The sequence below is a fragment of the Novipirellula caenicola genome (genome assembly GCF_039545035.1).
In the GTDB taxonomy this organism is placed as follows: domain Bacteria; phylum Planctomycetota; class Planctomycetia; order Pirellulales; family Pirellulaceae; genus Novipirellula; species Novipirellula caenicola.
This window is the reverse complement of sequence record NZ_BAABRO010000005.1, coordinates 396,594-417,031: the sequence shown is the minus strand read 5'-3', so window position 1 is coordinate 417,031 and position 20,438 is coordinate 396,594. Positions and strand designations below refer to the sequence as shown.

Genomic DNA, 20,438 nt, shown 5'->3' with positions numbered 1-20,438 from the left:
TAAAACGGCGATCGAAAGTAATGGTTACCGAGGGTGGTGCAGAAGCTCGGCCTGCCGCTGCTTCGCCAAAATATCCTCCATCACCTCCAGCTCGGTGTAATACATCGCGCTGGGGTCGATACCTTGATCGTCCAGCCACTGCAAATGATCACGCATCTTTGGCTGGCGAGCATACGCCGGCAGGATCACCAACCAAATGATCCAAAGCACGGCAATCGAACCCGCCAGCGATACCGCTCGGTAAACGCGTCCGCGTGGGGTCATGGCGTCACCGCATCCGCGAAGATGACTTTGAACATCAACCAAGCCATCAGCAAAGTCAAAATCAAGTTGAGCGATTGACCGCAGACATACAGAACCAGAGGTTTGCCGCCTTTGAGTTGAGGAAACAATTGACGGAAATTGGTTTCCAACCCGATGCTAACAAACGCCAAACAGAAGAGCCAACCGCGAAGCGTTTTGGTCGACCCGCTGATCATCGCGTTGATCAGTTCCGGTCCGTTAATCAACGAGGAATAGAGTACCGAAAACAGGATCGACATCGAGACAAAGCCGAGCACAAATTTTGGGAAACGATACCAGATTTCGGACAGCCCGATCTTGGGACCCGTTGGATCTCGTTCGACAAACGTGACCCAATAGATCGCCACGCAGAAAGCGGTCACGCCGATTAGAATGTTTTGGATCATCTTCACGGTTGCCGCGACTTCGAGTGCTTCGTCGCCCAGCACCGCACCGGCGGCTGCCACTGCACCGGTAGCATCAATCGTTCCGCCCAACCACGCGCCACCCAGGATGGGATCCATACCCGTGGCGGTGATCACCGCGGGCATCACCGCCATCATGATGACGGTGAATCCCAATGACAAACCAATCGAAAGTGACAATTCCTCTTTCTTGGCTTTGCATGCCGCCGCCGTGGCAATCGCGGCCGAGACACCACACACGGACATGTCCGCAGAGATCACCATATTGAGCGATTTGGATTGGATTTTTAGAATCTTTTGGCCAAACACGTACGTCGAAATCAACACGACCGGCGTGACCACCCAAGCGACAAACACACCGGGCAAACCCAAGGCTAACAAGCGACTCATCAGCACTTCCGCCCCAAGCAGTACCAAGCCGGTCTTGATAAAAAATTCAGTCGAGATCGCCGGACGCAGAAACTTGGGCGTGCCGACCGTGTTGCTGATGATCAGCCCCACTAACAGTGCCCACAATGCGTATTCAAGATTGTAGGCTTTGACCACGCTTTGACCCGACATCCAATACGCCAACGTCGCCAGCAGAAACACGAACGGGAACGCCGCCAAGAAGGCCGACGCAGATTTACCCCGCATCTGATTGGCGACCGCAAACAACGCCCCGATGATCACAAAGGCTCCAAGGATGCCTTGCCAACTTGATGCGATGGCGTCAATCGGGTTGTCGGTCCACTTGCCCGGTTTCGAGAGGTAGGGTTTTAGCGGACTGGTGATACTGACCGATTCGCCGGCGACGATATTTTCGCTGACGTGCTCGCCTTGGCTGAACCAAACGGCGGCGAAGGCACCAAGAAGCAACAGGCCGGCACACCAAATCGCCCACCAATCTTCGCTGGTCGACATGTCCTTCCACAGACTCGGTCGCGGTGGTGGTGTGGCAAGGACCGAATCGTCGTCGATCGATTCATGATCGCTGGATTTTGGTGAAGATGCTTCAGTGCTCATGGGTGGGAATCATGGGGTAGGAGGGTGGAAAAATCGGAATGCAAGACGCAATCGAGGCAAGGGGAAAGAACGAACAGAAAAACGAAGCTACAGAGCGGAACTAGAAAGCGATTCGCCGGCACGACGTTCGACCGCTTTGTTCATGCTGGTTCGCACTAACTGCAGCAACCGAATCAACTCCTTTTGTTCACGGCGTTTCAGATCGCTCATGACATCGCGTTCGAGTTCGCGTAGGTGTTCAACGATCGGCGAGACCAACTTGCGGCCTTCCTTGGTGATCGTCACATAAACCGCCCGACGATCGGTTTCACTTCGCTCGCGCGTAACGAGTTCACGTTTTAACAATCGATCGACCAATGCCGTGACGGCCGGGACGACTTGGACCAGACGCTCGCCAATTTCGCTGCACGTCAACGGACGGTCCTCCATATCCAAAATGCGAAGCAGATTGTATTGCGAAAACGTCATGTCGTGTTGGCGAAAGAATCGCGCTAAGTGATTGTCGAGTTGGTCCCCGGTGCGAACCAAGCTCACGACGGCTTCTTGATCCACGCTTGCGAAAGGTTCGCAGCGGTGCAGTTCTTGGGAAAGGTCGCTCATCAAAAGGAACCTGAAGGGAGGGATTCGTAAAGGAAGGTGAAGGATCGATATCAGTTGACGCAATAATACTTTATCGATAAGATATTCGCGAATCAAGATCTGATGTATGCGGTTTAAACCCGTTGCGACAGAGACTGGTTTACGGTCCCCCCCCTCCTTGAAAACTGCAAGTGGGATGCGTGCCCCCTTGGGCGCATCACCTTCCCTCTCTATCTATGGAAGTTTGTCGACATGCCAACCACGGCCATCATCGGTGGCGGGTTCAGCGGAACGCTGGCCGCCGTCAATCTTACTCGCTTCGCCACCACACCTCAGCGAGTTGTGATCATCAACTCAGGAAGCCCATTTGGCCGCGGGACCGCATACGGAACGACGCGTAGCGAGCATTTGCTGAACGTGGCAGCCCGAAACATGTCGGCTTTTCCGGATCATCCGTCGCACTTTTTCGATTGGTTGCGCTCGCGAAGCGAGTTTGATGCGATCGACGACGATACCCTTCGCGAAACGTTCATTCCTAGGCGAATTTTTGGTGATTATGTTCGTGGCTTAGCAGCTCACTATCTCGGTACGGCGGATCCTCGATCCAGCGTCCAGTGCGAAGTGGTAGAGGATTCTGCCGTCGACGTAGTTCCGCGCGGTTTGTCGGCTAGCGGCAACCAAGGGGGCGTGGTGATGTTGGAAAACGGCGAGCCGATCGAAGCCGAATCGATTTTGTTGGCGACCGGGAATCAACCGCCGGCCGGATTGCCCGGCGCCAGCGTACTCGCGAACGATCGACGTTATTGCGGCAACCCATGGAAGGATTGGCACGAGAATCTTCCCAGCGACGACAAGCACATTGTGATCTTGGGGACCGGGCTGACTGCGGTTGATGTGATCGTGACACTTCGCAACAAAGGGTGGTGCGGAAAGGTGACCGCGATCTCTCGCAATGGAATGTTGCCGCAGCGTCATTTCCGTGGCATCGAGTGGCCACAGGTGATCCCTGATGACGGGCAAACGCGTTCGTTAAAAGAGTTGGTGCGATTGATTCGCCAGGATTGTGAACGTCTGCGGGGCGCCAGCCAAAACCCTGCGATCGCGGTCGACAAATTGCGAAGTCGCACGCAACAGTTGTGGAAGGACCTATCGCTCGATGAACGGACATTGTTCTTGAAAAAGTACTCGGCGGACTGGAACGTGATTCGTCACCGTATCGCCGGCCCGATCCATGATGCAATCACCGATGCGCTCGACTGCGGTCAATTGACCATCACCCCAGCGACAATCCAATCGTTAACGGCGGGTGAACATGGTATCGAAATTCAGATGGTGGATCGCGAAGGATCGCCGAAACGCATCGAAGGTGACTTGGTCATCAATTGCACAGGTCCCAAATCTCGATTCTCCGATTCCGCGTTGCCGCTGTATCGCAATCTGTTCGATCGAGGTTTGGCCAAACCGGATGCTATGGACATGGGAATCGCGGTGGCCGATGACTTCACGGTACTGGACACCAATGATGCTCCGGTGCCTTTCATGCGCGCGATCGGCCCGATCTTGAAGGGCACGTTATGGGAGAGTATCGCGGTGCCCGAACTGCGTCAGCAAGCGTACTTGGTAGCGCGGTCCATCCTGGATCAAGAACCGGTCGCGGTTTCTAACCTGGATACGATCGAGTACTGCATCTGAACGGATTCACGGTCACTTGATTGAATGTCAGCAGCCCTGCGTGAATCAGTTCGCCTCAGAAGATCAGTCTCGCCGTTGCTGATGGCGAGCATCGATCACACCGGCCGTCCCGACGCGGTGGCGACCGACGACGGGGTGTCTCCACCGACGCTTTGAAATTGCTGATCTGCCTACTTCGTATACAACTCCGGGCGGCGATCCGCGAAGACGGGAATTTTTGCACGAATCTCTTCCACCGCTGTGGTATCGATGTCGGCCGTGAACAGTCCTTCTTCCTCGCCCCCTTCGACCAGTACATCGCCCCACGGGTCAACGATCGCCGAGTGGCCACAGAAGGATACGTCGCCGCCTTGCCCCACTCGGTTGCAGGCAATCACAAAGAGTTGATTTTCGATCGCGCGTGCGCGGAGCAGCGTCCGCCAGTGATTCAAACGCGGATGAGGCCACTCGGCAGGAACGAGAATGAGTTGGGCACCAGCGAGCGCATATTGGCGATACAGTTCCGGAAACCTCAGGTCATAACAAATCGAAAGGCCCACCTGGCCCCAGGGTGTCGCGATCATAACGGGCTCGTCACCAGCCGTTAGATATTTCTCCTCGTCCATCAATCTGAATAGATGCATCTTATTGTAGCTTCCGAGCAGAGTTCCATCGGGTGCTGCCCAAGTAAGCGTGTTGCCATATTGATTTTCAGCGAGCAGCGAGAGATTGGATCCCACGATGTGCAGACGATGTTGCTGTGCAAGTTGAGAGACGTCGGCAAAGATGCCCTCGGTGGTACGGGTGACGAACTTCTCGGCTTGTTCCAAGACGTATCCTGTTGACCAAAGCTCGGGCAAAACGAGCACATCCGATCCGGCTACCACGGCCGCATCAATGAACGTTTTTAATGTTTCTAAATTGCGTCTCGGTTCGCCCAACGCAATATCCATCTGTGCTAAAGAGATTCTCAGTTTCATGGTAGAGCCTAAATAGAAGCGAATGACGCGAGCCACGAGGACCGTGGCATGTGGGGGTGCTGGTCAAGGATCGTGTCCAAGATCGCGTGGGTATTTGCCAGGATTGATGGCACCGGATCGTGCTCGCCAAAGCGAGTGACCCGTATCACATCGTTTGATTCCAGGTTGGAAGTCACGATTTCGTTCCTACGTTATAGCGGTCCGGTCGTCTGGATTCAGTGGATCAGTGAGATTGACGATTGGCACCTATAGGGACCCTGACACGGTCATGCAAAATGCCCGTTGCGTGCAAATCGGCGACCTCCTAGAGGAAATAACGAAAAAATTTCTGTTATTAATGTCTGAGTTCGTTTACAACCGCTCTATAAATGAGGACTGCGAACTATCGGGACTGTCCCCCTATTATGAGAATTCTCATTTCGTAAATTCGCTCTATAGAGAGTTTCTGTTTTCCGGATCGTGGTCACACCTTCGCTCATCCCTTTCTTATCAAATTGAGGTGGTATTATTAACGGTCAAAAGTGTCCTCGTCCTGCGTTCACCCTTGTTGAATTGCTGGTGGTGATCGCCATCATCGGCGTGCTAGTCGGTTTATTGTTGCCGGCGGTTCAAGCCGCGCGGGAAGCAGCACGGCGGATGTCGTGTAGCAACAATTTCAAGCAAATCGGGCTCGGTCTACACAACTACCATGCGGCCTACAACAAGCTGCCCAGCGGAGGCAGCGGGACTCGTCATCACACGGGGCGACTGAATTGTCTGGTCGCCCTGTTGCCGTTTATCGAACAGCAATCGCTATGGGAGATGATGTCCAATCCGCTGTTGGCTCAACCCGGTGAGTCCCCTCATTCGAGCGCCGCGATCACGCTTGGTTCAGGAACAGGTTGGCCGGCGTTTGGTCCAGCACTGCACATTGATATCGATGATTATCGTCCATGGCGAACGCAGGTTGTGTCCTATCGCTGTCCTTCCGATCCAGGGCAACCGGCAGGCGGAGCCGCGTTAACGAATTACGCGTATTCGCTTGGTGATTCGGTCAAACGAATCTTCTACAACGAAAACACCAATTGGAATACAAGTCCACCAAGCAATCCGAACATCTACCTTGATCGTGGTTCATTGCGAGGCGTCTTTACTCGAGAACGGTATCGAGGTTTCCGAGACATTCTCGACGGCACCAGCAACACGGTGGCGATGGCTGAAATCGCAACCTATCTCGGTGACACCGGCGTGATCGGTGGCGTGTTGGACAACAGCCACTTTTCGGGATCGGGCGGAGCTCAAACGGTTTCGCGTGGACCCGCGATTCTCGATACCCTACGCGACCCTCAGCGGCCGCTGTTCTATAGCGTTCCTGAATCGCAGCTCTTTACCACGTTTGGGCAATCACGCGGCGGCCGTTGGTACGACGCACTGCCAGCGATGACGTCGATCACCACGGTGTTGCCACCGAACTCGCCGAGCGTGATGGGATTCAATGGCTACGGAACCTATTGGGAACATGGTGTCTATAGCGCATCGAGTCGCCACCAAGGTGGTTGTCACGTGTTGTTTGCCGATGGGGCAGTGAAATTCATCACCGACAGCATCGATTCGGGCAACACCGCGTCGGGTTGGAGCATTTCTAAGGACAACAGCAACGTCGGAGAAAAGAGTCCTTACGGTTTGTGGGGAGCCCTCGGTTCGGCTGCCGCCAAGGAAACGGTTCAAGCCGATTTCTAAAGTACGCCGACAGGAGCGCGGCTGTGTCCCGTTTAGAAAGCCTGGTTCTTCCTTGCGGGACGCTCATCATCGTAACCCGATGCGTCGGTGAAGTACCGAGTCAAGATAACGATTCCCTTGCTCACGCTTCGGGTTGTGATATTCCAGAGCCAAACGCTCTTTAACGCCAACAGCTCACAGGATGCCCGGTCGTTTTACTGGCATGTGCCACACGATGTCGGTTCTTTTTCTTTCCTTCTTCTTTTAGGACTCCCCAACATGTTTCATAGGTTATTGATGTTGATGCTTTTGGTCGCGCCGTGTGTGATCAGCGGGTGTGACAGCGGTCCGACGTCGGAAGTCAAACCGCTCGAAGACAAATCGGTCTACGAGGCCGAAGAGTCTCGCTTTGAGTCAGAAAATGCCGGAGGCGGTGGCGTCTAAGCGAAAGAAAGTGTCCGTAAAAAGGTGTCCGACATTTTTTGCTAGGGAGTTAACGTCAACCGCAGTGTTGGCGGGGATGCGTCGGGGTGTCGCCGGCTGGCGAATCCATGCACGTAACAATCCTTGATGCCGGCAGTTTCCGAGACCAGGATCAGCGTAGCACCGCCGTTGGTGTCTTGGTTCAGGAACTCGGCAAGTTCGGGCGTCGCGATACTGAACATTCGCGTGGGATCGGATTGGGGCACGACAAATTTCCCCAGCAACTTGGTTTTTGCAGGGTCGAGCGTCACGCCGTCAGCAAGCATTCCGGGTGATGATTGCCACCTCAGCGTCGCTTCGTCCCAATCTTCGAGTGACTCGTCGGTCAACCCGTAAACGGCAAACGTGGCATCGGGCATTAATGATAGAAAACCGATCTCGGTGGGAACGCCTTGCAACTGCAGTTTGGCCGAGTGGACCGTTCGCTCGGAAACAAACGATAGATCAAAATGCAGATAGCCACGGCGGCGGAAAGGCGTGCCCCAATGAAAATCAGGCGGTTCTTTCACCAACAGGGCAACTCGCGACACCTTTTCTTCGGACTGTTTGCTCGCCATCACGTAGCCGTCGCGGCCCTCGCCAATGGCGGTCGAGATTTGAACGGTTGATAGTTCGTCCGTAGCGTAGGAATGCCTCGGAGCATCCGTTGCTTCGTCGTTGCTTTCCCTGGTAAATGTTTCAATTCCCACACGGGTGAATCGTCTCGCATCATGGGTGGTCACTGAGACGGTCGCACCCGAGGACAGATGTTTCGCATCGACGCGACCGTTGACCACGGTCAAATCCGAATTGCCGTCGGCGGTGACGTTCACACCGAACACGGTACCGCGATCGATCAATAGTGAAGTGGGGGTTTGCACCTGGAAACCCTCACCGCCAGCATGGACTTTGGCAAGGATACGACCTGAGTGCACAAAACATCGATCCGAGCCAATCAATTCCAAATCCGCTGGGCCTTCCATCGTCACGTCGACCAAACCAATCCGTAGTTCGGCAATCCCGCGAGCGAGAACAAGTCGGCCACGACGCAGCGAGGATCCTGGGACAGTCGGGATGGTCGATCCCTGCCATTGGCAGTTTTCGGTTTTGACGATCAGCCCCATCTCTTGGTCACCACCGCGATCAAAGTATACCCATGCGGAGGTCATGAAAAAAAGAATCCCAGCAGCGATCCCAAGGTACGCCCATTTGGGCATGGACCACCACCGCGACGATGACGGCAGTGTCGCCGAGGTCACCGGTAGGAATGTCATGGCCCATTTTTCGGGAGAAACCGCCAATTCATCTTTCGTATAGGTGATCGCGGCACGAGTTTGTAAGGATTCAACAAAATCGCGTTTAAGTAACGAATCCGCGACAACGCATGCTTCCAGCTCTGCTAGCTGAGCTTCGTCCGCCTCTTCGTCGAGCACCAAATCACGCAGCGCGCAGTAGCGGTTCCAGCGATCGGGGTTTACTTCGTTTTCGGTCGTCATCGTTTTCGGTTGGTTTTATGTTTCACGATCCATCCGCATTCGCGTTGCGACACAATCACGCAAAGTTTCGCGGACTCGGTTGATCATGCGACGAACAGTGGCACTGGAACGGTTGGATGCTTGGGCAACCACTTCGAGGGGAATTTCGTTTCGGTACCGATCTTCGATTAAAGCGCGGTGATGATCAGGAAGCAGTTCAATACATTGATCCAGCGCGGTCACATAGCGTTCATAGTGTTCACGATGATCGATCAGTTCCGAAGAGACAAGTTGCGTCAAATCGTCACTGAAACGTAGTCGTTCACGGCTTTGTCGTTTTCGCCAGGCACGCACTTGGTTGTACGCCACTGTGCAGGCCCAGGCTGCGAAATTGGTTCCACTTTGGAAGCGATCAAATTCACGCCAAGTCACTAGGCAAGTTTCTTGGAAGACTTCGTCGACATCATTTTGGGTTGGAAGCAGGCTTCGCAAATACAGCAAAATCACGCGGCGATGTTGTTCGAACCGTTGGGTGTATTCTCGTTGCCGATCGAGTTGTCCTCGCTGCAACGCGGCATCATTCGCTTCGGCAGCGCTGTCGATTTGATCCGACGAAGCGTCATCGACCGATGAAGGGACACCGGTTGGCGGCTGAGAATTCGCTTTGGCATCGTCCGTCATCCGTCGATCATCAAACCTCGATAGCGCTGGCTAGGGAAAGAGAGCCGAAGTTGGCTCTACAGGACACGATTTTAGCAATTTTTGTTTTTTATTGAGCTACGATGTCTCATTCCGCGTTTGAAGGCTCTTATGGGGCAACTCTCCCGCCCTGCAAATCCCTCCTCGAATTCGTTAACGAAACGGTATTTCTAATGAGACGTCTGAGTTCCCACCACGTTGCCGTTTTGGCCAGCCTGATGTTCGCCGTCGCGGGGACGATCGCCTCGGCCGACACGGGCAAACCGAACATCGTCTTTATCCTGACCGACGATCATCGCTGGGACGCAACGAGTGAATCTGGCGAAGCGTTTGTTCGAACCCCCAATCTCGATCGCATTACCGCGTCGGGAACCCGTTTCGAAAATGCGTTTGTCACCTTGGCGATTTGCTCGCCGAGCAGAGCCGCTTGTCTAACCGGCCGCTATGGAAGTGCCAACGGGGTGACGGAAATCGGAAAGAGTCAAATCCACCATTCGGAAGTCACCTTTGCCCAGTCGCTGAGAAGAATCGGCTATCAGACCGGCGTGACTGGAAAATGGCATTTGGGAAACAAGCCCGAGGATTGTGGATTCGACTTTGCATCGACCTGTTGGTCCAACGGCACGTGGTACGACCGCAAATTCACGGTCGCAGGCGAAACCAAAGTCATGCCAGGGTTTGTCGACGATGTCACCGCCGATGAGTCGATTCGTTTCATCCGCGAAGCGATCGAAAACGACGCTCCGTTTGTGTTGTGGATGAACACGCAGGTGCCGCACATGGACCACCGTCACCAATGGCCAGCAGAACAGGCTTATCTGGGGCAATATGAAGCATCTGAGATGCCACTTCCGCAAACCTGGGACGATGACCTTTCGGGAAAACCTGAATACCTGAAGTCGGCTCGCAACCGCACTCAAGCATTAGCGTATGGCTATGACGACCCAGCCAATATTCGTCAACACGCCAAAGAATACTTTGCCAGCGTCCAGCAGATGGACGCCGCGGTCGGCCGAGTGCTCGATGAAATCGAATCGCTCGAAATCCGTGACAACACGTGGATCATCTTCATGGGGGATAACGGCTGGATGCTTGGTGAACATGGCATGACCAGCAAGGTGTTGCCGTACGAGGAATCGATGCGGGTACCAATGGCGATCACCGGTCCCAACACGAAAACGCAAGTTGTTTCCGAGTTGGTTTTGAACATCGATTTGACAGCGACGATCTACGATCTAGCGGGATTGCCGATTCCAGAATCGCTACACGGTCGCAGTTTGCTGCCGCTGGTGCGTGCGGAAAAGCCTGCCGATTGGCGAACCAGCTTTCTGTACGAAGCTCCGTCACAACAATTAGGAAGCCAACCGTTGTGGGCCGTTCGCAGTTCACGTTGGAAGTACATTGAAACCGAAACGAGCGAAGGAGAACGTTTTTTAGAATTGTACGACTTGGATCGAGACCCGATCGAACAAACGAACGTGGCTAGTGATCCAAGCAACGCGATGGTCGTCGAAGATTTATCGAACCAACTACGCAAGCACCGCAGTGACATCGCCGCGGACGAGAAGACTTTGGTTGCGGAGAATCCGACAGAAATTGAAGCTAGAAAAGTTCCACAGGCTGAGAGTGTGCCCAATGCGGACCGAAACGCTGGAAGCCTATCTCACCGAGACGAGAAGGTTCGCAACGACCTCCACATCAGCGGGGTGTATCCGCATTTGACCACTTATGGCATCTACAGTCAAAACGGAGGCCACTTCAAGTCAGGGCATGATGAGTGTGGGATCGGAGCGATCGTGCCTTGGGCCGACAGACTGTGGATGGTCAACTACGCGCCGCATCAACCTCGCGGCAGCGAACACAAACTGTTCTCGATCGGCGAAGATCTGCAAACGCTGAGCGTGCATCCTGAAAGCGTTGGCGGTACTCCGGCGGGACGGATGATCCACGCGGAATCGAATCAATTGCTGATCGCTCACTACCTGATCGACGCCGAGGGCAACGTTCGTGTCATCTCGCCAGCAGACATGCCGATGCGAGTGACCGCTATCACGCGGCATCTGACTGATCCCGCGAACATGGTTTACTACATCGATATGGAAGGGGCGATTTGGGAAGCCAATGTGCACACGTTGGCGGTCAAGCGATTGTTTAAAAAACCGGTTCCCGGTTGGCATGGCAAAGGGGCTTATGTTTCTCAGGGACGTTTGGTGGTATCCAATAACGGCGAACACGCCGCGGGCACCTACGATGATCTGGTTGTCGGAGGCGCCGCAAAGAACAGCGAAGAACGTGGTGTACTAGCCGAATACGATGGCGAAAATTGGAAAATCGTCGAACGTCGTCAATACACCGAGGTCACCGGCCCCAACGGCATCGCGGGTGGAAGCGACGGCAATGACCCGATTTGGACGATGGGCTGGGATCGCCGCAGTGTGCGGCTAAAGGTGCTCGACGACGGAACGTGGCATACTTACTTGTTGCCCAAAGCCGCCTTTTGTAACGATGCCATCCATGGTTGGTACACCGAGTGGCCGCGAATTCGCGAGATCACCGACGGTCGCTGGATGATGGATATGCATGGCATGTTCTTTGACTTTCCCAAGACGTTTACCAGCCAAAACTCGGCTGGCATCAAGCCGATCGGAAGCCACTTGCGGTACATCCCCGACTTTTGTGCTTGGAATGACAAGTTGGTGTTGGCGACGGATGAAACCAGTATCCAAGGCAACCATTTGGCGGGACAACCACAAACGAATCTGTGGTTTGGCGACTACGAAAACCTGAAAGAATGGGGCCCTGCAAGCGGTTACGGCGGTCCATGGATCGAAGACAAAGTGACGGCAAACACCCCGTCGGATCCGTTCTTGGTTTCAGGGTTTGATCGCCGTGTTTTGCATCTTGCCACCGGACGCACAAAGCCAACCGAAGGCGAAGAGGCCCTCCGAGCGAGCGATCAACAAGAGATTCGTTCGATGCCCGATCGGCTCGCCTCATTACCCCGAGTCACCGTCCCTCGAGGCGATTGGCATCGCGCGGCCAAAGGCTATTCGTTTGACGTTGACCAAAGGGTCACGGTCTTTCTAGCCGTCGACCAACGTGGTAATCCAACCTTGGATCCCGCCTGGAAAATGACCGACATGACGCTCATATGGGGCAAGAATTTACAAGACGTGGTTTACGCTCGTTCGTTCGAACCGGGCACGATCACGATTCCTGAAAACGCAACCGAGCATCAACCGGGATCATTTGGGATGCCTCATACCGCGTTTGTGCTTGGATCCAAACCGAGTGAGCTGAACATCAAAACCGATCGCTCTTCGATTGTCACCCGACCGGTGGAGCAGCGAATCGTCGATGGCGATGCCACCCCCGTTGTTTTTGCATTGCAAGTGGACCGTCGTGGTGATGGCACTTGGGTCGATTACGAATCGATCGAAGTCCCCGCCGACGGATACGTGGCCTATGAATTGCCAGAGGATTTCGATGCAATTTGGTTGCGGCTGAAAACGAATCGTGATTGTGTTGCCACCGCGTATCTGCACCAAACGGCGGCCAAATTTGTCGACGGAAGCGCGTCCGAGAATCAGACGTTGTTTGCCGGACTTGCTAGCGTAGACGACGATCAAGCACGCAGTGCGTTGGTCTATGCCGCCAAGCAAAATCGAAATTTGCGTGTGATTGCGTCAGAGGACCGCTTCTTTGATTTCACCAAGGCAGGTTTTGAATTCAAAGCCGACGAAGACGATCCAAAACTAGCGGACCTATTGAACGTCCAACCGCAATTTACGGTCGATGAAGCTTCGGTAGTATTGAAGCACGGCGGAAAACGGTTGCGATTGCCCAAAGGAAACGCGGCCTATGACAAGCCGTTTGCGTCGGGATGGCCGCGAGATGTCCGCGAAGTCGAATCCGAGCGAGTGTTGGCGAATATCCATGGCACGTTCTATGAGGTGCCATTGGTGATCAACGGAGCCCCGCCGGCGTTCAACTTGATGCGTCCCGTGTCGAGCCACGCAAAACAGATCGCCGATTTCTGTACCTGGAACGGACTGCTCGTACTGACCGGCGTTGGCGAGGATGCGAAAAACGATGGTCACGTCTTCGCCGATGAAAAGCAGGATGCGGCGTTGTGGTTTGGCGGGATCGATGACCTTTGGAAGTTCGGCAAACCGGTCGGTCACGGCGGCCCATGGCTCAGCACAACGGTCAAGGCCGGACAGCCATCGGATCCGTACCTGATGAAGGGTTACGATCGCAAGTCATTATCGCTAACGCACGACTCAGACACACCCGTCACGATGCATGTCGAAGTGGACATCACCGGGGACGGTCATTGGCGACGCTACAAGTCGTTTGATGTGCCGGCCGGTGAAACGCTAACGTATTCGTTCCCCGATGCGTTCAGTGCGGCCTGGGTGCGTTTGATTTCGGCAAGCGACACGACCGCGACTGCTCAATTGCAATACGAGTGAGGGTTGCCGTGTTTTAGCAGGCGAGAAGTTCTCACTTAAAAACGAAACTCGCGTGCCACTAAATCGCGTAAAGGCTCACATTGTGAGCCTTTTTTCTTGGACTCTGACTCTCACCTTCCGGATAACCGCCACAAACTGCCTCATCGGACGCTTTTAACGCCATCGCTTTGCTGCGATTGAAAGTCGCGGCTCATAGCGTAACCCACCTTTAATGACGAGCGATCCCAGCTTTACGGGATTGCCGTCTTCTCATTTAAAGCTGGGGCAGCGTGATTTGATGTCGGGGCAACCAAAACAACGCGGACTTGTTCGCAAGCTGATCGATAATTCATTTTTACTGATCGTCGGGGCGGTGTCGGCTCTGGTGTGGGCGAACATCCATTCGCCCAGCTATCAAGCGTTTGTGAACTTTGATTTGGTGTCCTTATTCACCGCTACTCACGCCGGTGGTCATGATGCCGCCGAGCATGCGAGTTCGCATGGCTTTACGTTACATTTCTTTGTCAACGACATCGTGATGGCATTGTTCTTTGCGATCGCGGCCAAGGAGGTGTGGGAATCGTTGCTGCCCGGCGGATCGTTGGCGGATCCCAAAAAGGCAGCGACTCCGCTGCTTGCCACTGTCGGTGGGATCATGGGCCCAGCCCTGGTGTACATCGCGGGGACTTATTTCACCGGAACGCATGATTCGTTAGGCAAAGGGTGGGCGATCCCGTGTGCGACCGATATTGCATTTAGTTACTTGATTGCACGATTCATTTTTGGTGCCAGCCACCCAGCGATCGCGTTTTTGTTGTTATTGGCGATCGCGGATGATGCCGCAGGCTTGATCATTCTGGCCGTGTTTTATCCACAAGCCGAAATCCGTCCCGAATGGTTGTTACTGACCGTGGGGGCGATGTTGTTCACGATGCAGCTGCGGCGGTCGAAGGTTCATTCTCACTGGGCCTATCTGATTGGTCCGGGGGTCGTTTCGTGGTTTAGTTTTTATCAGGCCAACATTCATCCGGCCTTGGGTTTGGTCCCGATCATTCCCTTGTTACCTCATGCCCATACCGACCTTGGCATTTTTGCTCGCGAGGAACAGAACCGGCACGACACCCTCAATGAGTTCGAACACGCATGGAAATTGCCGGTCGAATTTGGGCTGGGATTGTTTGGGTTGGCCAACGCGGGCGTCGTGATGAGCAGTCTCGGTACGGGAACCTGGGTTGTGCTGGCCGGACTATTGGTGGGCAAACCGGTCGGCATCACCTTGCTGACGTTATTCGCAGAGAAAGGATTGAAACTGGAAAAACCAGCAGGGATGGATTATCGGCACGTGGTGACGCTGGGCATGGTCGCTGGCATTGGTTTTACCGTGGCCTTGTTTGTCTCGGTTGCGGCATTCACCGTCCCCGGTTTGGATCAAGACTCGGTGAAGATGGGAGCGTTGCTGAGTTTTGCGGCGGCTCCGATCGCGGTCGTGCTCGGACGATCTCTCGGCCTTCGACCACTTCAATCAGTTGCTAGCGAAGAAGAATCGCTGGCCAAGGCAGCATAATTGGGATGCCGCAGACCAGGGGGCTCGTGGCCAACGGCAACGAGCTTCCCTCGGCGGACCCAAGCACGTTACACTGGCATACCGAAGACCTTGATTTACGCGAAAACACGCGTTGTATTCACTCTGCTGCTCTGAACTTATTTGCAACACTGAACAGGCACTGAAGGACACATGGACCCTAAACGTCTGCCCGACGAAGCGATTGGCGAAGATGAACTTCAGCGTCCCCAGCCGGCGGACGAACCAATATCGACGATTGAAACGCAAGACATTTTGCAGGTCATGCGTCATACCATCGATCGACTCGAGAAGGACAATACGGCTCGGGGCGACTTAAAGATTCTCTCGCGAACGCTTCGCGAATTGCGTTATGCGTTTAAGGTGTTTCGTCCTTTCCGCAAACGTCGCAAGGTCACGATATTCGGTTCCGCGCGGACGATGCCGGGGCATCCCGAGTACGAAAGTGCAGTGGAACTAAGTCGCCGGATCGCATCGCACGGATGGATGGTGATCACCGGTGCCGGCGGTGGCATCATGGAAGCGGGACACCGCGGCGCGGGCCGTGAAGCATCGATGGGGCTGAACATCATGTTGCCCTTCGAACAGAGTGCAAACCCTTACATCCAAGGTGACGCCAAACTGGTCACGATGAAGTACTTCTTCACTCGCAAGTTGATGTTTGTGAAAGAGTGCAGCGGAGTGATTTGTTGTCCGGGCGGTTTCGGCACGCTTGATGAAGCGCTTGAAACATTGACGCTGATGCAGACCGGCAAACAAACGATGATCCCGTTGGTGTTGCTGGACTCGGCCGAAGGCAGCTATTGGCGAGACCTGGGCGTGTTCTTCGAAAAGCAATTGCTTAACAATGGAATGATCAGCCCCGAGGATGTGAATCTTTACAAGATCACGAACTCGGTCGATGAAGCGATCCAAGAGATGTTGCAGTTCTATCGCAACTATCACAGTATGCGATATGTCCGCGACCGACTCGTTTTTCGTCTGCAAAAAGAATTGACGGCCGACGCGCTTGAATCGATTCGCGAGCAATTCAGTGACATTCTGGTCGACGGTACGTTCGAGCAGTCGGCGGCATTGCCGGACGAGATCGGCGAACCCGATCTTGCTCACATGCCGCGTTTGGTGTTCCATTTCAACCGCCGCGCACTCGGTCGATTGCGGATGTTGATCAACACGATCAACGTCGCCGAAACGGTGTAGCCACATCGCGATCGTGATTGCGCTTTCGGCTTGGAAAGCCGAGCGACAATGCGCTACGCTTTCGGGCCTAGCCCGACCATTTCTAACAATCGCAGTGCGTTGGTTGTGGGCGAGACGCCTTGCCGCATCTGGTAATCGAACGTCATCGTGTCATTGCCATCGTCATCGGTGGTGATGGTCTCGCGAAAATGAACCGTGTGCGCGATCGAATTGAGCTCGGGTTCGTCGGCAAGTTCCAAGTCGTGCGTGCTGATCGCACCGATCGCTTCGAATCCAATCAAGTGCCGCAACACTTGCACGACTGCGATTTGCCGTTCGCGGCTGTTGGTGCCTTGCAGGATTTCATCGAGCAAAAACAGCAAGACACGGTCTTCTTTGTCGGCCAAGCGGCGGGCGTGATCGACGACTTGCTTCAAGCGATGAAGCTCGGCCATGTAAAACGATACGCCTTCGCTGAGGTTGTCGCTGACACGAATACTGGTTGCTAATTCAATCGATGGCAACGCAAACCGCGTGGCACAAACCGGGGCTCCGGTTCCAGCCAAGGCAACGTTTAGCCCGATGCTACGCAGCATCGTACTTTTGCCCGACATGTTGCTGCCGGTCACCAACAATAGGGTGCCTGGTGGGCCGACGGTAACATCGTTTCGAACGCGGACCTGATCAGGAAGCAGCGGATGCCCGATCTCGACCGCTTCGACCGAGCGATCACTTGCTTCGTTTTTCCACTTGGGCGTCGTCCAACTTGGATACTCGTCGCGAAGTGCTGCCAACGACATCAGCGATTCAAATTGTCCAAGCGATTCGAACCAACCGGCAACCACATCGCTGTAGTCCTGTTGCCACTGTTCAAGCCGTTTTAGCACTCGGATGTCCCAAAGTGCGAACGCTTGCAGCGGCAAGTAAATCAAAAACGTCGCCGCGGATTGCCGCAGCGCCCCGGCGGCAGCTACTTTTTGTAACGCTCGCATTCCGGCGGCAGCAGAGCGAGGACCTGCGACCAAGGTTTCACGGATGGTTTGCAAGTGAGCGGTGTGGCTTGATTCGTGATCGCTCGGCAGTCGCTCGGCGGCAGCAAAAAGATCACGATAATCGTCGACGGCTCCGCGGCTGGCCATCGCGATCGAAAAGATCGCATGGGCCGGTCCGAGTGCGACGCCGGTCAAGGTGACATTGATAACGCCAATGCCCAAAAGGCCGAACAGCCCGATTTTGAACCATGTCGCAGATCCGAGCACAAGGAAGCCCACGATCATCGCTAGCAGAAACACGATCGCCAGGATCGCCGAGAGATTGGCCCAACCAGCAAGCCATTTGCGTGATGACAACCAACGTGGGCCGGTGGCCCAGGCGGTGAATCGATCAGGATCACCACTGCTTTCGGCGACCTTGCGTGCGGTGACGTAGAACCGCAGTCGCTCTTCTCGCAGTGGAGCAAGCGTTTCGATAGCTTTGGTCCGTTCGATTGCATCACCCGCAATCGCCGGTCCGGTCAACCACGACGCGAGCGTGCGAATACCGGGAGTCGTCGCGGTCATCGATACCAAATGGAACAACGACGCTCGGCCTAATAGATCCAAATCGGCTGCCGCGTCTCGCTGGCCCGCTGGCAATTCGACTTCACCAAGCTGGCGAGACAGGCTGGACGTGGCCAAACGATCCCAATCACGTTCGATCCGTGCGACCAAACGGCGAAACACCGAGCGTTCACGTCGCAGCGCATCGAGTCGATCACGGATCGGTTCGTTCAGCACCACGGCTACGATAAAGCCGATAAACGCGGCCCAGCCGATGGGTTGCGCGATGGTGACATCGCTGGAATATCCGACCACCCAAAACACGATCGCCACCAGAAACAACACCACACGAACGGTCCCGTAGGTCCGATCGCGAACTTTCAAACGATCGCGTTCGGTTTGAATTTCCGCTAGGTGTTCGCGATAGCGGTGCAGCGCTTCGCCGGCATGACTTGCTTGGGCACTAGGATTCGCAACCGTGTTTGCACTCGCGATGGAGTTTGCATTCGGATGGGGGCCAGGGTTGGTCTGCGGGCCAGAGTTCACGTTCAGATCCGTCAAGCCGCATCTACCTCCAACGCCGCGGGGCGTCGTTTTTTATTCGAAGAATCCGAGACGACTTTCAAGGCAATACGGTCCTGCAAGTTCGGTCGGAAGATGGTCAATAACAACAGGGGCAAGAACCAAGCGATGTAGAGTCCGCCACCGTAGCCGTGCCAGAACTGGGCACCGACCATCACGGCAGCCGAACATCCAATCAACGTTCCAAGATTCTTTTGCGCCGGCCAAGCGGCAAAGAACGAACAGAGAATCACAAACCCGACGATCACCGGCAACCGCCAAATGGGATTCCATCCAAGTCCCCAAATGCCACCTAAAATATTCGATTTCGTTTCGGGTTTAAACAAACCAAACATCGTTCGCAAATGGTCGACAAGCGATTCGACTCCGCTGAGCGACAGCAACATCATCAGCAAACCGAGCATCACCGCGACCCCGATCGTGAACCGCCATACGCCGCGTCGCCAATAGAAACTGATCCACAGCGGCAGCAAGAAAAACGGGTAGTACACCAGCCCCGCGGCAAGCCCCAGAAAGATGCCTGCGACGAGCGGTTTGCGATAAAATAACACAGCCCAAAGCAGCAGCGCCGCAGGCAGCGCATGATCGACCCGCCCGGTCATTTGTGCGGTGTACGGCATCAATAAATACAGCGTCGCACAGCCCACGCCGGCTCGCATATTGCCAAAGTGCCAATTGCCGATCAGCACGATGCCTGAAACGATCGCCGCGTGTGCCAAGATCGCCAACACCTTGGCAATCGTGGCCAGTCGGCTTTGCGATTCGTTTAATTCGTTCTCGTCACCCAATGTGGAACCGGCCAAGGCGTCGGTCACGGGCCGCGTGGGAATTGCCGGCAACATGTTCATCAATGCGTAACCGGGCCCAAGTTTGGGTCCCTGTTCGATTTGGATCCGTGGGGTGCTGGCGACAATGTTTGCCATCATAAAGATGAACAGCGAAACGCCGATAAAGGTCAACCCGCCGCTTGAAAGGTTCGGGTCCAACAGCGGACGACGCACCATCAACGGATCCAACAGCAAGCGAATCAGCAGCATGAATTGAACGATGAACAAGCTGATGAACCCGTAACGACGAATATCCTCGGGATCAATTTCCGAGGACGCTTCGGGGTCGACATCCGCCTCGATATCGGCAGTCGATGCATCCGCCGATCCCGCAGCATCGGCGTCCAGCATCGACTCGGGCGAGTCGGTTGCCAGCGGTACAGCGGGCTGCGCCAAGATCGCGGCTTCGGCACGCACCGACGCTTCTTCTTCGGACATCGTTGCGGCATCTGGATCGTCGGTAGGGACCGCTTGGGTGAGTGCCACCAAGACGTCTCCGCCGCTCGAACCGAGCTTGCTAGATAAGGACGATGTCGCGGCGTTTTGTGACCTCGGGGACGGGTTCAAATCGCCCGCCGCCGCCAACTCTCGCAGCCCCGTGTTTGCCAGCCCTGTGTTTCTAAGCTCGGTATTGCTCAATCTCGAGCCCTGATCCGAGTCGGCATTGGCGGAATGGGGCGTCGCCGGAACCGTTTCCGTTTGGCGGTGCGTGATCACTTCCGACTCAATTTCCTGCAGTTGCCGTCGGCGGCCCTCATGGACCATCAATAACCCTGGGGCCAGCAGGATGAGCAGGAAGATATCGAGGTTACGGATGCTCCAAAATCGGTGAAAAACGAAGAACAACCCGATCGTCAGAAATGACGACAGGTACACCCAAGTCGTTGGGTCAGGACGTTTGTAATAGAGCAGGATCTCGCTCATCAACATGAAGCAACGTTGGTTGCCACTCGCTTTTCACGTCACTTGATTTGAAACAAAGCTGTCACCATCACGCCGG

General features: G+C 54.8%; 14 protein-coding genes. 6 read left to right on the top strand and 8 right to left on the bottom strand.

The window, feature by feature from the left end:
* Nucleotides 1–24: 24 nt before the first annotated feature.
* The 3 genes from ABEA92_RS13320 to ABEA92_RS13310 form a co-directional block, all read right to left on the bottom strand.
* Entirely contained in the window at nt 25–264 is a 240-nt protein-coding gene (locus ABEA92_RS13320; protein WP_345684320.1) for a hypothetical protein, read from the bottom strand.
* Nucleotides 261–1,712: a YeiH family protein gene (locus ABEA92_RS13315; RefSeq protein WP_345684319.1), complete on the bottom strand. Its 1,452-nt coding sequence runs from the start codon at nt 1,710–1,712 to the stop codon at nt 261–263. Before ABEA92_RS13315 ends, ABEA92_RS13320 begins: the two co-directional genes overlap by 4 nt.
* 87 nt (nt 1,713–1,799) lie before the next feature.
* On the bottom strand, nt 1,800–2,312 hold the full coding sequence (locus ABEA92_RS13310) for a MarR family winged helix-turn-helix transcriptional regulator (RefSeq protein ID WP_345684318.1): 513 nt from the start codon (nt 2,310–2,312) through the stop codon (nt 1,800–1,802).
* Between the two features lie 231 nt (nt 2,313–2,543).
* Here ABEA92_RS13310 and ABEA92_RS13305 point away from each other — a divergent pair, with 231 nt between their 5' ends.
* Nucleotides 2,544–3,983 (top strand): FAD/NAD(P)-binding protein, encoded by a 1,440-nt coding sequence (locus ABEA92_RS13305; RefSeq protein WP_345684317.1) that lies wholly within the window; start codon nt 2,544–2,546, stop codon nt 3,981–3,983.
* Between the two features lie 170 nt (nt 3,984–4,153).
* Here the strand turns inward: ABEA92_RS13305 and ABEA92_RS13300 are convergent, their stop codons facing one another.
* Nucleotides 4,154–4,942, bottom strand: coding sequence for a carbon-nitrogen family hydrolase (locus ABEA92_RS13300; RefSeq protein WP_345684316.1), 789 nt, complete (start codon nt 4,940–4,942; stop codon nt 4,154–4,156).
* A 504-nt stretch (nt 4,943–5,446) separates the two neighbouring features.
* On the opposite strand from ABEA92_RS13300, the gene ABEA92_RS13295 reads away from it, so the two are divergent.
* Nucleotides 5,447–6,661, top strand: coding sequence for a DUF1559 family PulG-like putative transporter (locus ABEA92_RS13295; RefSeq protein WP_345684442.1), 1,215 nt, complete (start codon nt 5,447–5,449; stop codon nt 6,659–6,661).
* A 258-nt stretch (nt 6,662–6,919) separates the two neighbouring features.
* Complete coding sequence (locus ABEA92_RS13290) at nt 6,920–7,084, top strand: hypothetical protein (protein WP_345684315.1); 165 nt, start codon at nt 6,920–6,922, stop codon at nt 7,082–7,084.
* 41 nt (nt 7,085–7,125) lie between these two features.
* On the opposite strand, the gene ABEA92_RS13285 is transcribed toward ABEA92_RS13290, so the two are convergent.
* Nucleotides 7,126–8,598, bottom strand: coding sequence for an RNA polymerase subunit sigma-70 (locus tag ABEA92_RS13285; protein ID WP_345684314.1), 1,473 nt, complete (start codon nt 8,596–8,598; stop codon nt 7,126–7,128).
* 15 nt (nt 8,599–8,613) lie between these two features.
* Nucleotides 8,614–9,258 carry a sigma-70 family RNA polymerase sigma factor gene (locus tag ABEA92_RS13280; protein ID WP_345684313.1) on the bottom strand — a complete coding sequence of 215 codons (645 nt, stop codon included), beginning with the start codon at nt 9,256–9,258 and terminating at the stop codon, nt 8,614–8,616.
* 191 nt (nt 9,259–9,449) lie between these two features.
* On the opposite strand from ABEA92_RS13280, the gene ABEA92_RS13275 reads away from it, so the two are divergent.
* The 3 genes from ABEA92_RS13275 (at nt 9,450) to ABEA92_RS13265 (ending at nt 16,512) form a co-directional block, all read left to right on the top strand.
* Nucleotides 9,450–13,751 (top strand): sulfatase-like hydrolase/transferase, encoded by a 4,302-nt coding sequence (locus ABEA92_RS13275; protein WP_345684312.1) that lies wholly within the window; start codon nt 9,450–9,452, stop codon nt 13,749–13,751.
* A gap of 211 nt (nt 13,752–13,962) precedes the next feature.
* Entirely contained in the window at nt 13,963–15,294 is a 1,332-nt protein-coding gene (locus tag ABEA92_RS13270; protein WP_345684311.1) for a Na+/H+ antiporter NhaA, read from the top strand.
* Nucleotides 15,295–15,465: 171 nt separating this feature from the next.
* Complete coding sequence (locus tag ABEA92_RS13265) at nt 15,466–16,512, top strand: LOG family protein (RefSeq protein WP_345684310.1); 1,047 nt, start codon at nt 15,466–15,468, stop codon at nt 16,510–16,512.
* A 53-nt stretch (nt 16,513–16,565) separates the two neighbouring features.
* On the opposite strand, the gene ABEA92_RS13260 is transcribed toward ABEA92_RS13265, so the two are convergent.
* Both ABEA92_RS13260 and ABEA92_RS13255 read right to left on the bottom strand, forming a co-directional pair.
* Nucleotides 16,566–18,575 (bottom strand): MutS family DNA mismatch repair protein, encoded by a 2,010-nt coding sequence (locus tag ABEA92_RS13260; RefSeq protein WP_345684309.1) that lies wholly within the window; start codon nt 18,573–18,575, stop codon nt 16,566–16,568.
* 11 nt (nt 18,576–18,586) lie between these two features.
* Nucleotides 18,587–20,362, bottom strand: a complete 1,776-nt coding sequence (locus ABEA92_RS13255) for a hypothetical protein (protein ID WP_425572430.1) — start codon at nt 20,360–20,362, stop codon at nt 18,587–18,589.
* Nucleotides 20,363–20,438 lie beyond the last annotated feature (76 nt).

What these genes read in the sequence shown, in the direction of transcription:
- ABEA92_RS13310 (WP_345684318.1), bottom strand. Translation starts at nt 2,312, where the DNA reads ATGAGCGACCTTTCCCAAGAACTGCACCGCTGCGAACCTTTCGCAAGC.
- ABEA92_RS13280 (WP_345684313.1), bottom strand. Translation starts at nt 9,258, where the DNA reads ATGACGGACGATGCCAAAGCGAATTCTCAGCCGCCAACCGGTGTCCCT.
- ABEA92_RS13285 (WP_345684314.1), bottom strand. Translation starts at nt 8,598, where the DNA reads ATGACGACCGAAAACGAAGTAAACCCCGATCGCTGGAACCGCTACTGC.
- ABEA92_RS13255 (WP_425572430.1), bottom strand. Translation starts at nt 20,362, where the DNA reads ATGAGCGAGATCCTGCTCTATTACAAACGTCCTGACCCAACGACTTGG.
- ABEA92_RS13300 (WP_345684316.1), bottom strand. Translation starts at nt 4,942, where the DNA reads ATGAAACTGAGAATCTCTTTAGCACAGATGGATATTGCGTTGGGCGAA.
- ABEA92_RS13265 (WP_345684310.1), top strand. Translation starts at nt 15,466, where the DNA reads ATGGACCCTAAACGTCTGCCCGACGAAGCGATTGGCGAAGATGAACTT.
- ABEA92_RS13290 (WP_345684315.1), top strand. Translation starts at nt 6,920, where the DNA reads ATGTTTCATAGGTTATTGATGTTGATGCTTTTGGTCGCGCCGTGTGTG.
- ABEA92_RS13320 (WP_345684320.1), bottom strand. Translation starts at nt 264, where the DNA reads ATGACCCCACGCGGACGCGTTTACCGAGCGGTATCGCTGGCGGGTTCG.
- ABEA92_RS13305 (WP_345684317.1), top strand. Translation starts at nt 2,544, where the DNA reads ATGCCAACCACGGCCATCATCGGTGGCGGGTTCAGCGGAACGCTGGCC.
- ABEA92_RS13275 (WP_345684312.1), top strand. Translation starts at nt 9,450, where the DNA reads ATGAGACGTCTGAGTTCCCACCACGTTGCCGTTTTGGCCAGCCTGATG.
- ABEA92_RS13315 (WP_345684319.1), bottom strand. Translation starts at nt 1,712, where the DNA reads ATGAGCACTGAAGCATCTTCACCAAAATCCAGCGATCATGAATCGATC.
- ABEA92_RS13270 (WP_345684311.1), top strand. Translation starts at nt 13,963, where the DNA reads ATGACGAGCGATCCCAGCTTTACGGGATTGCCGTCTTCTCATTTAAAG.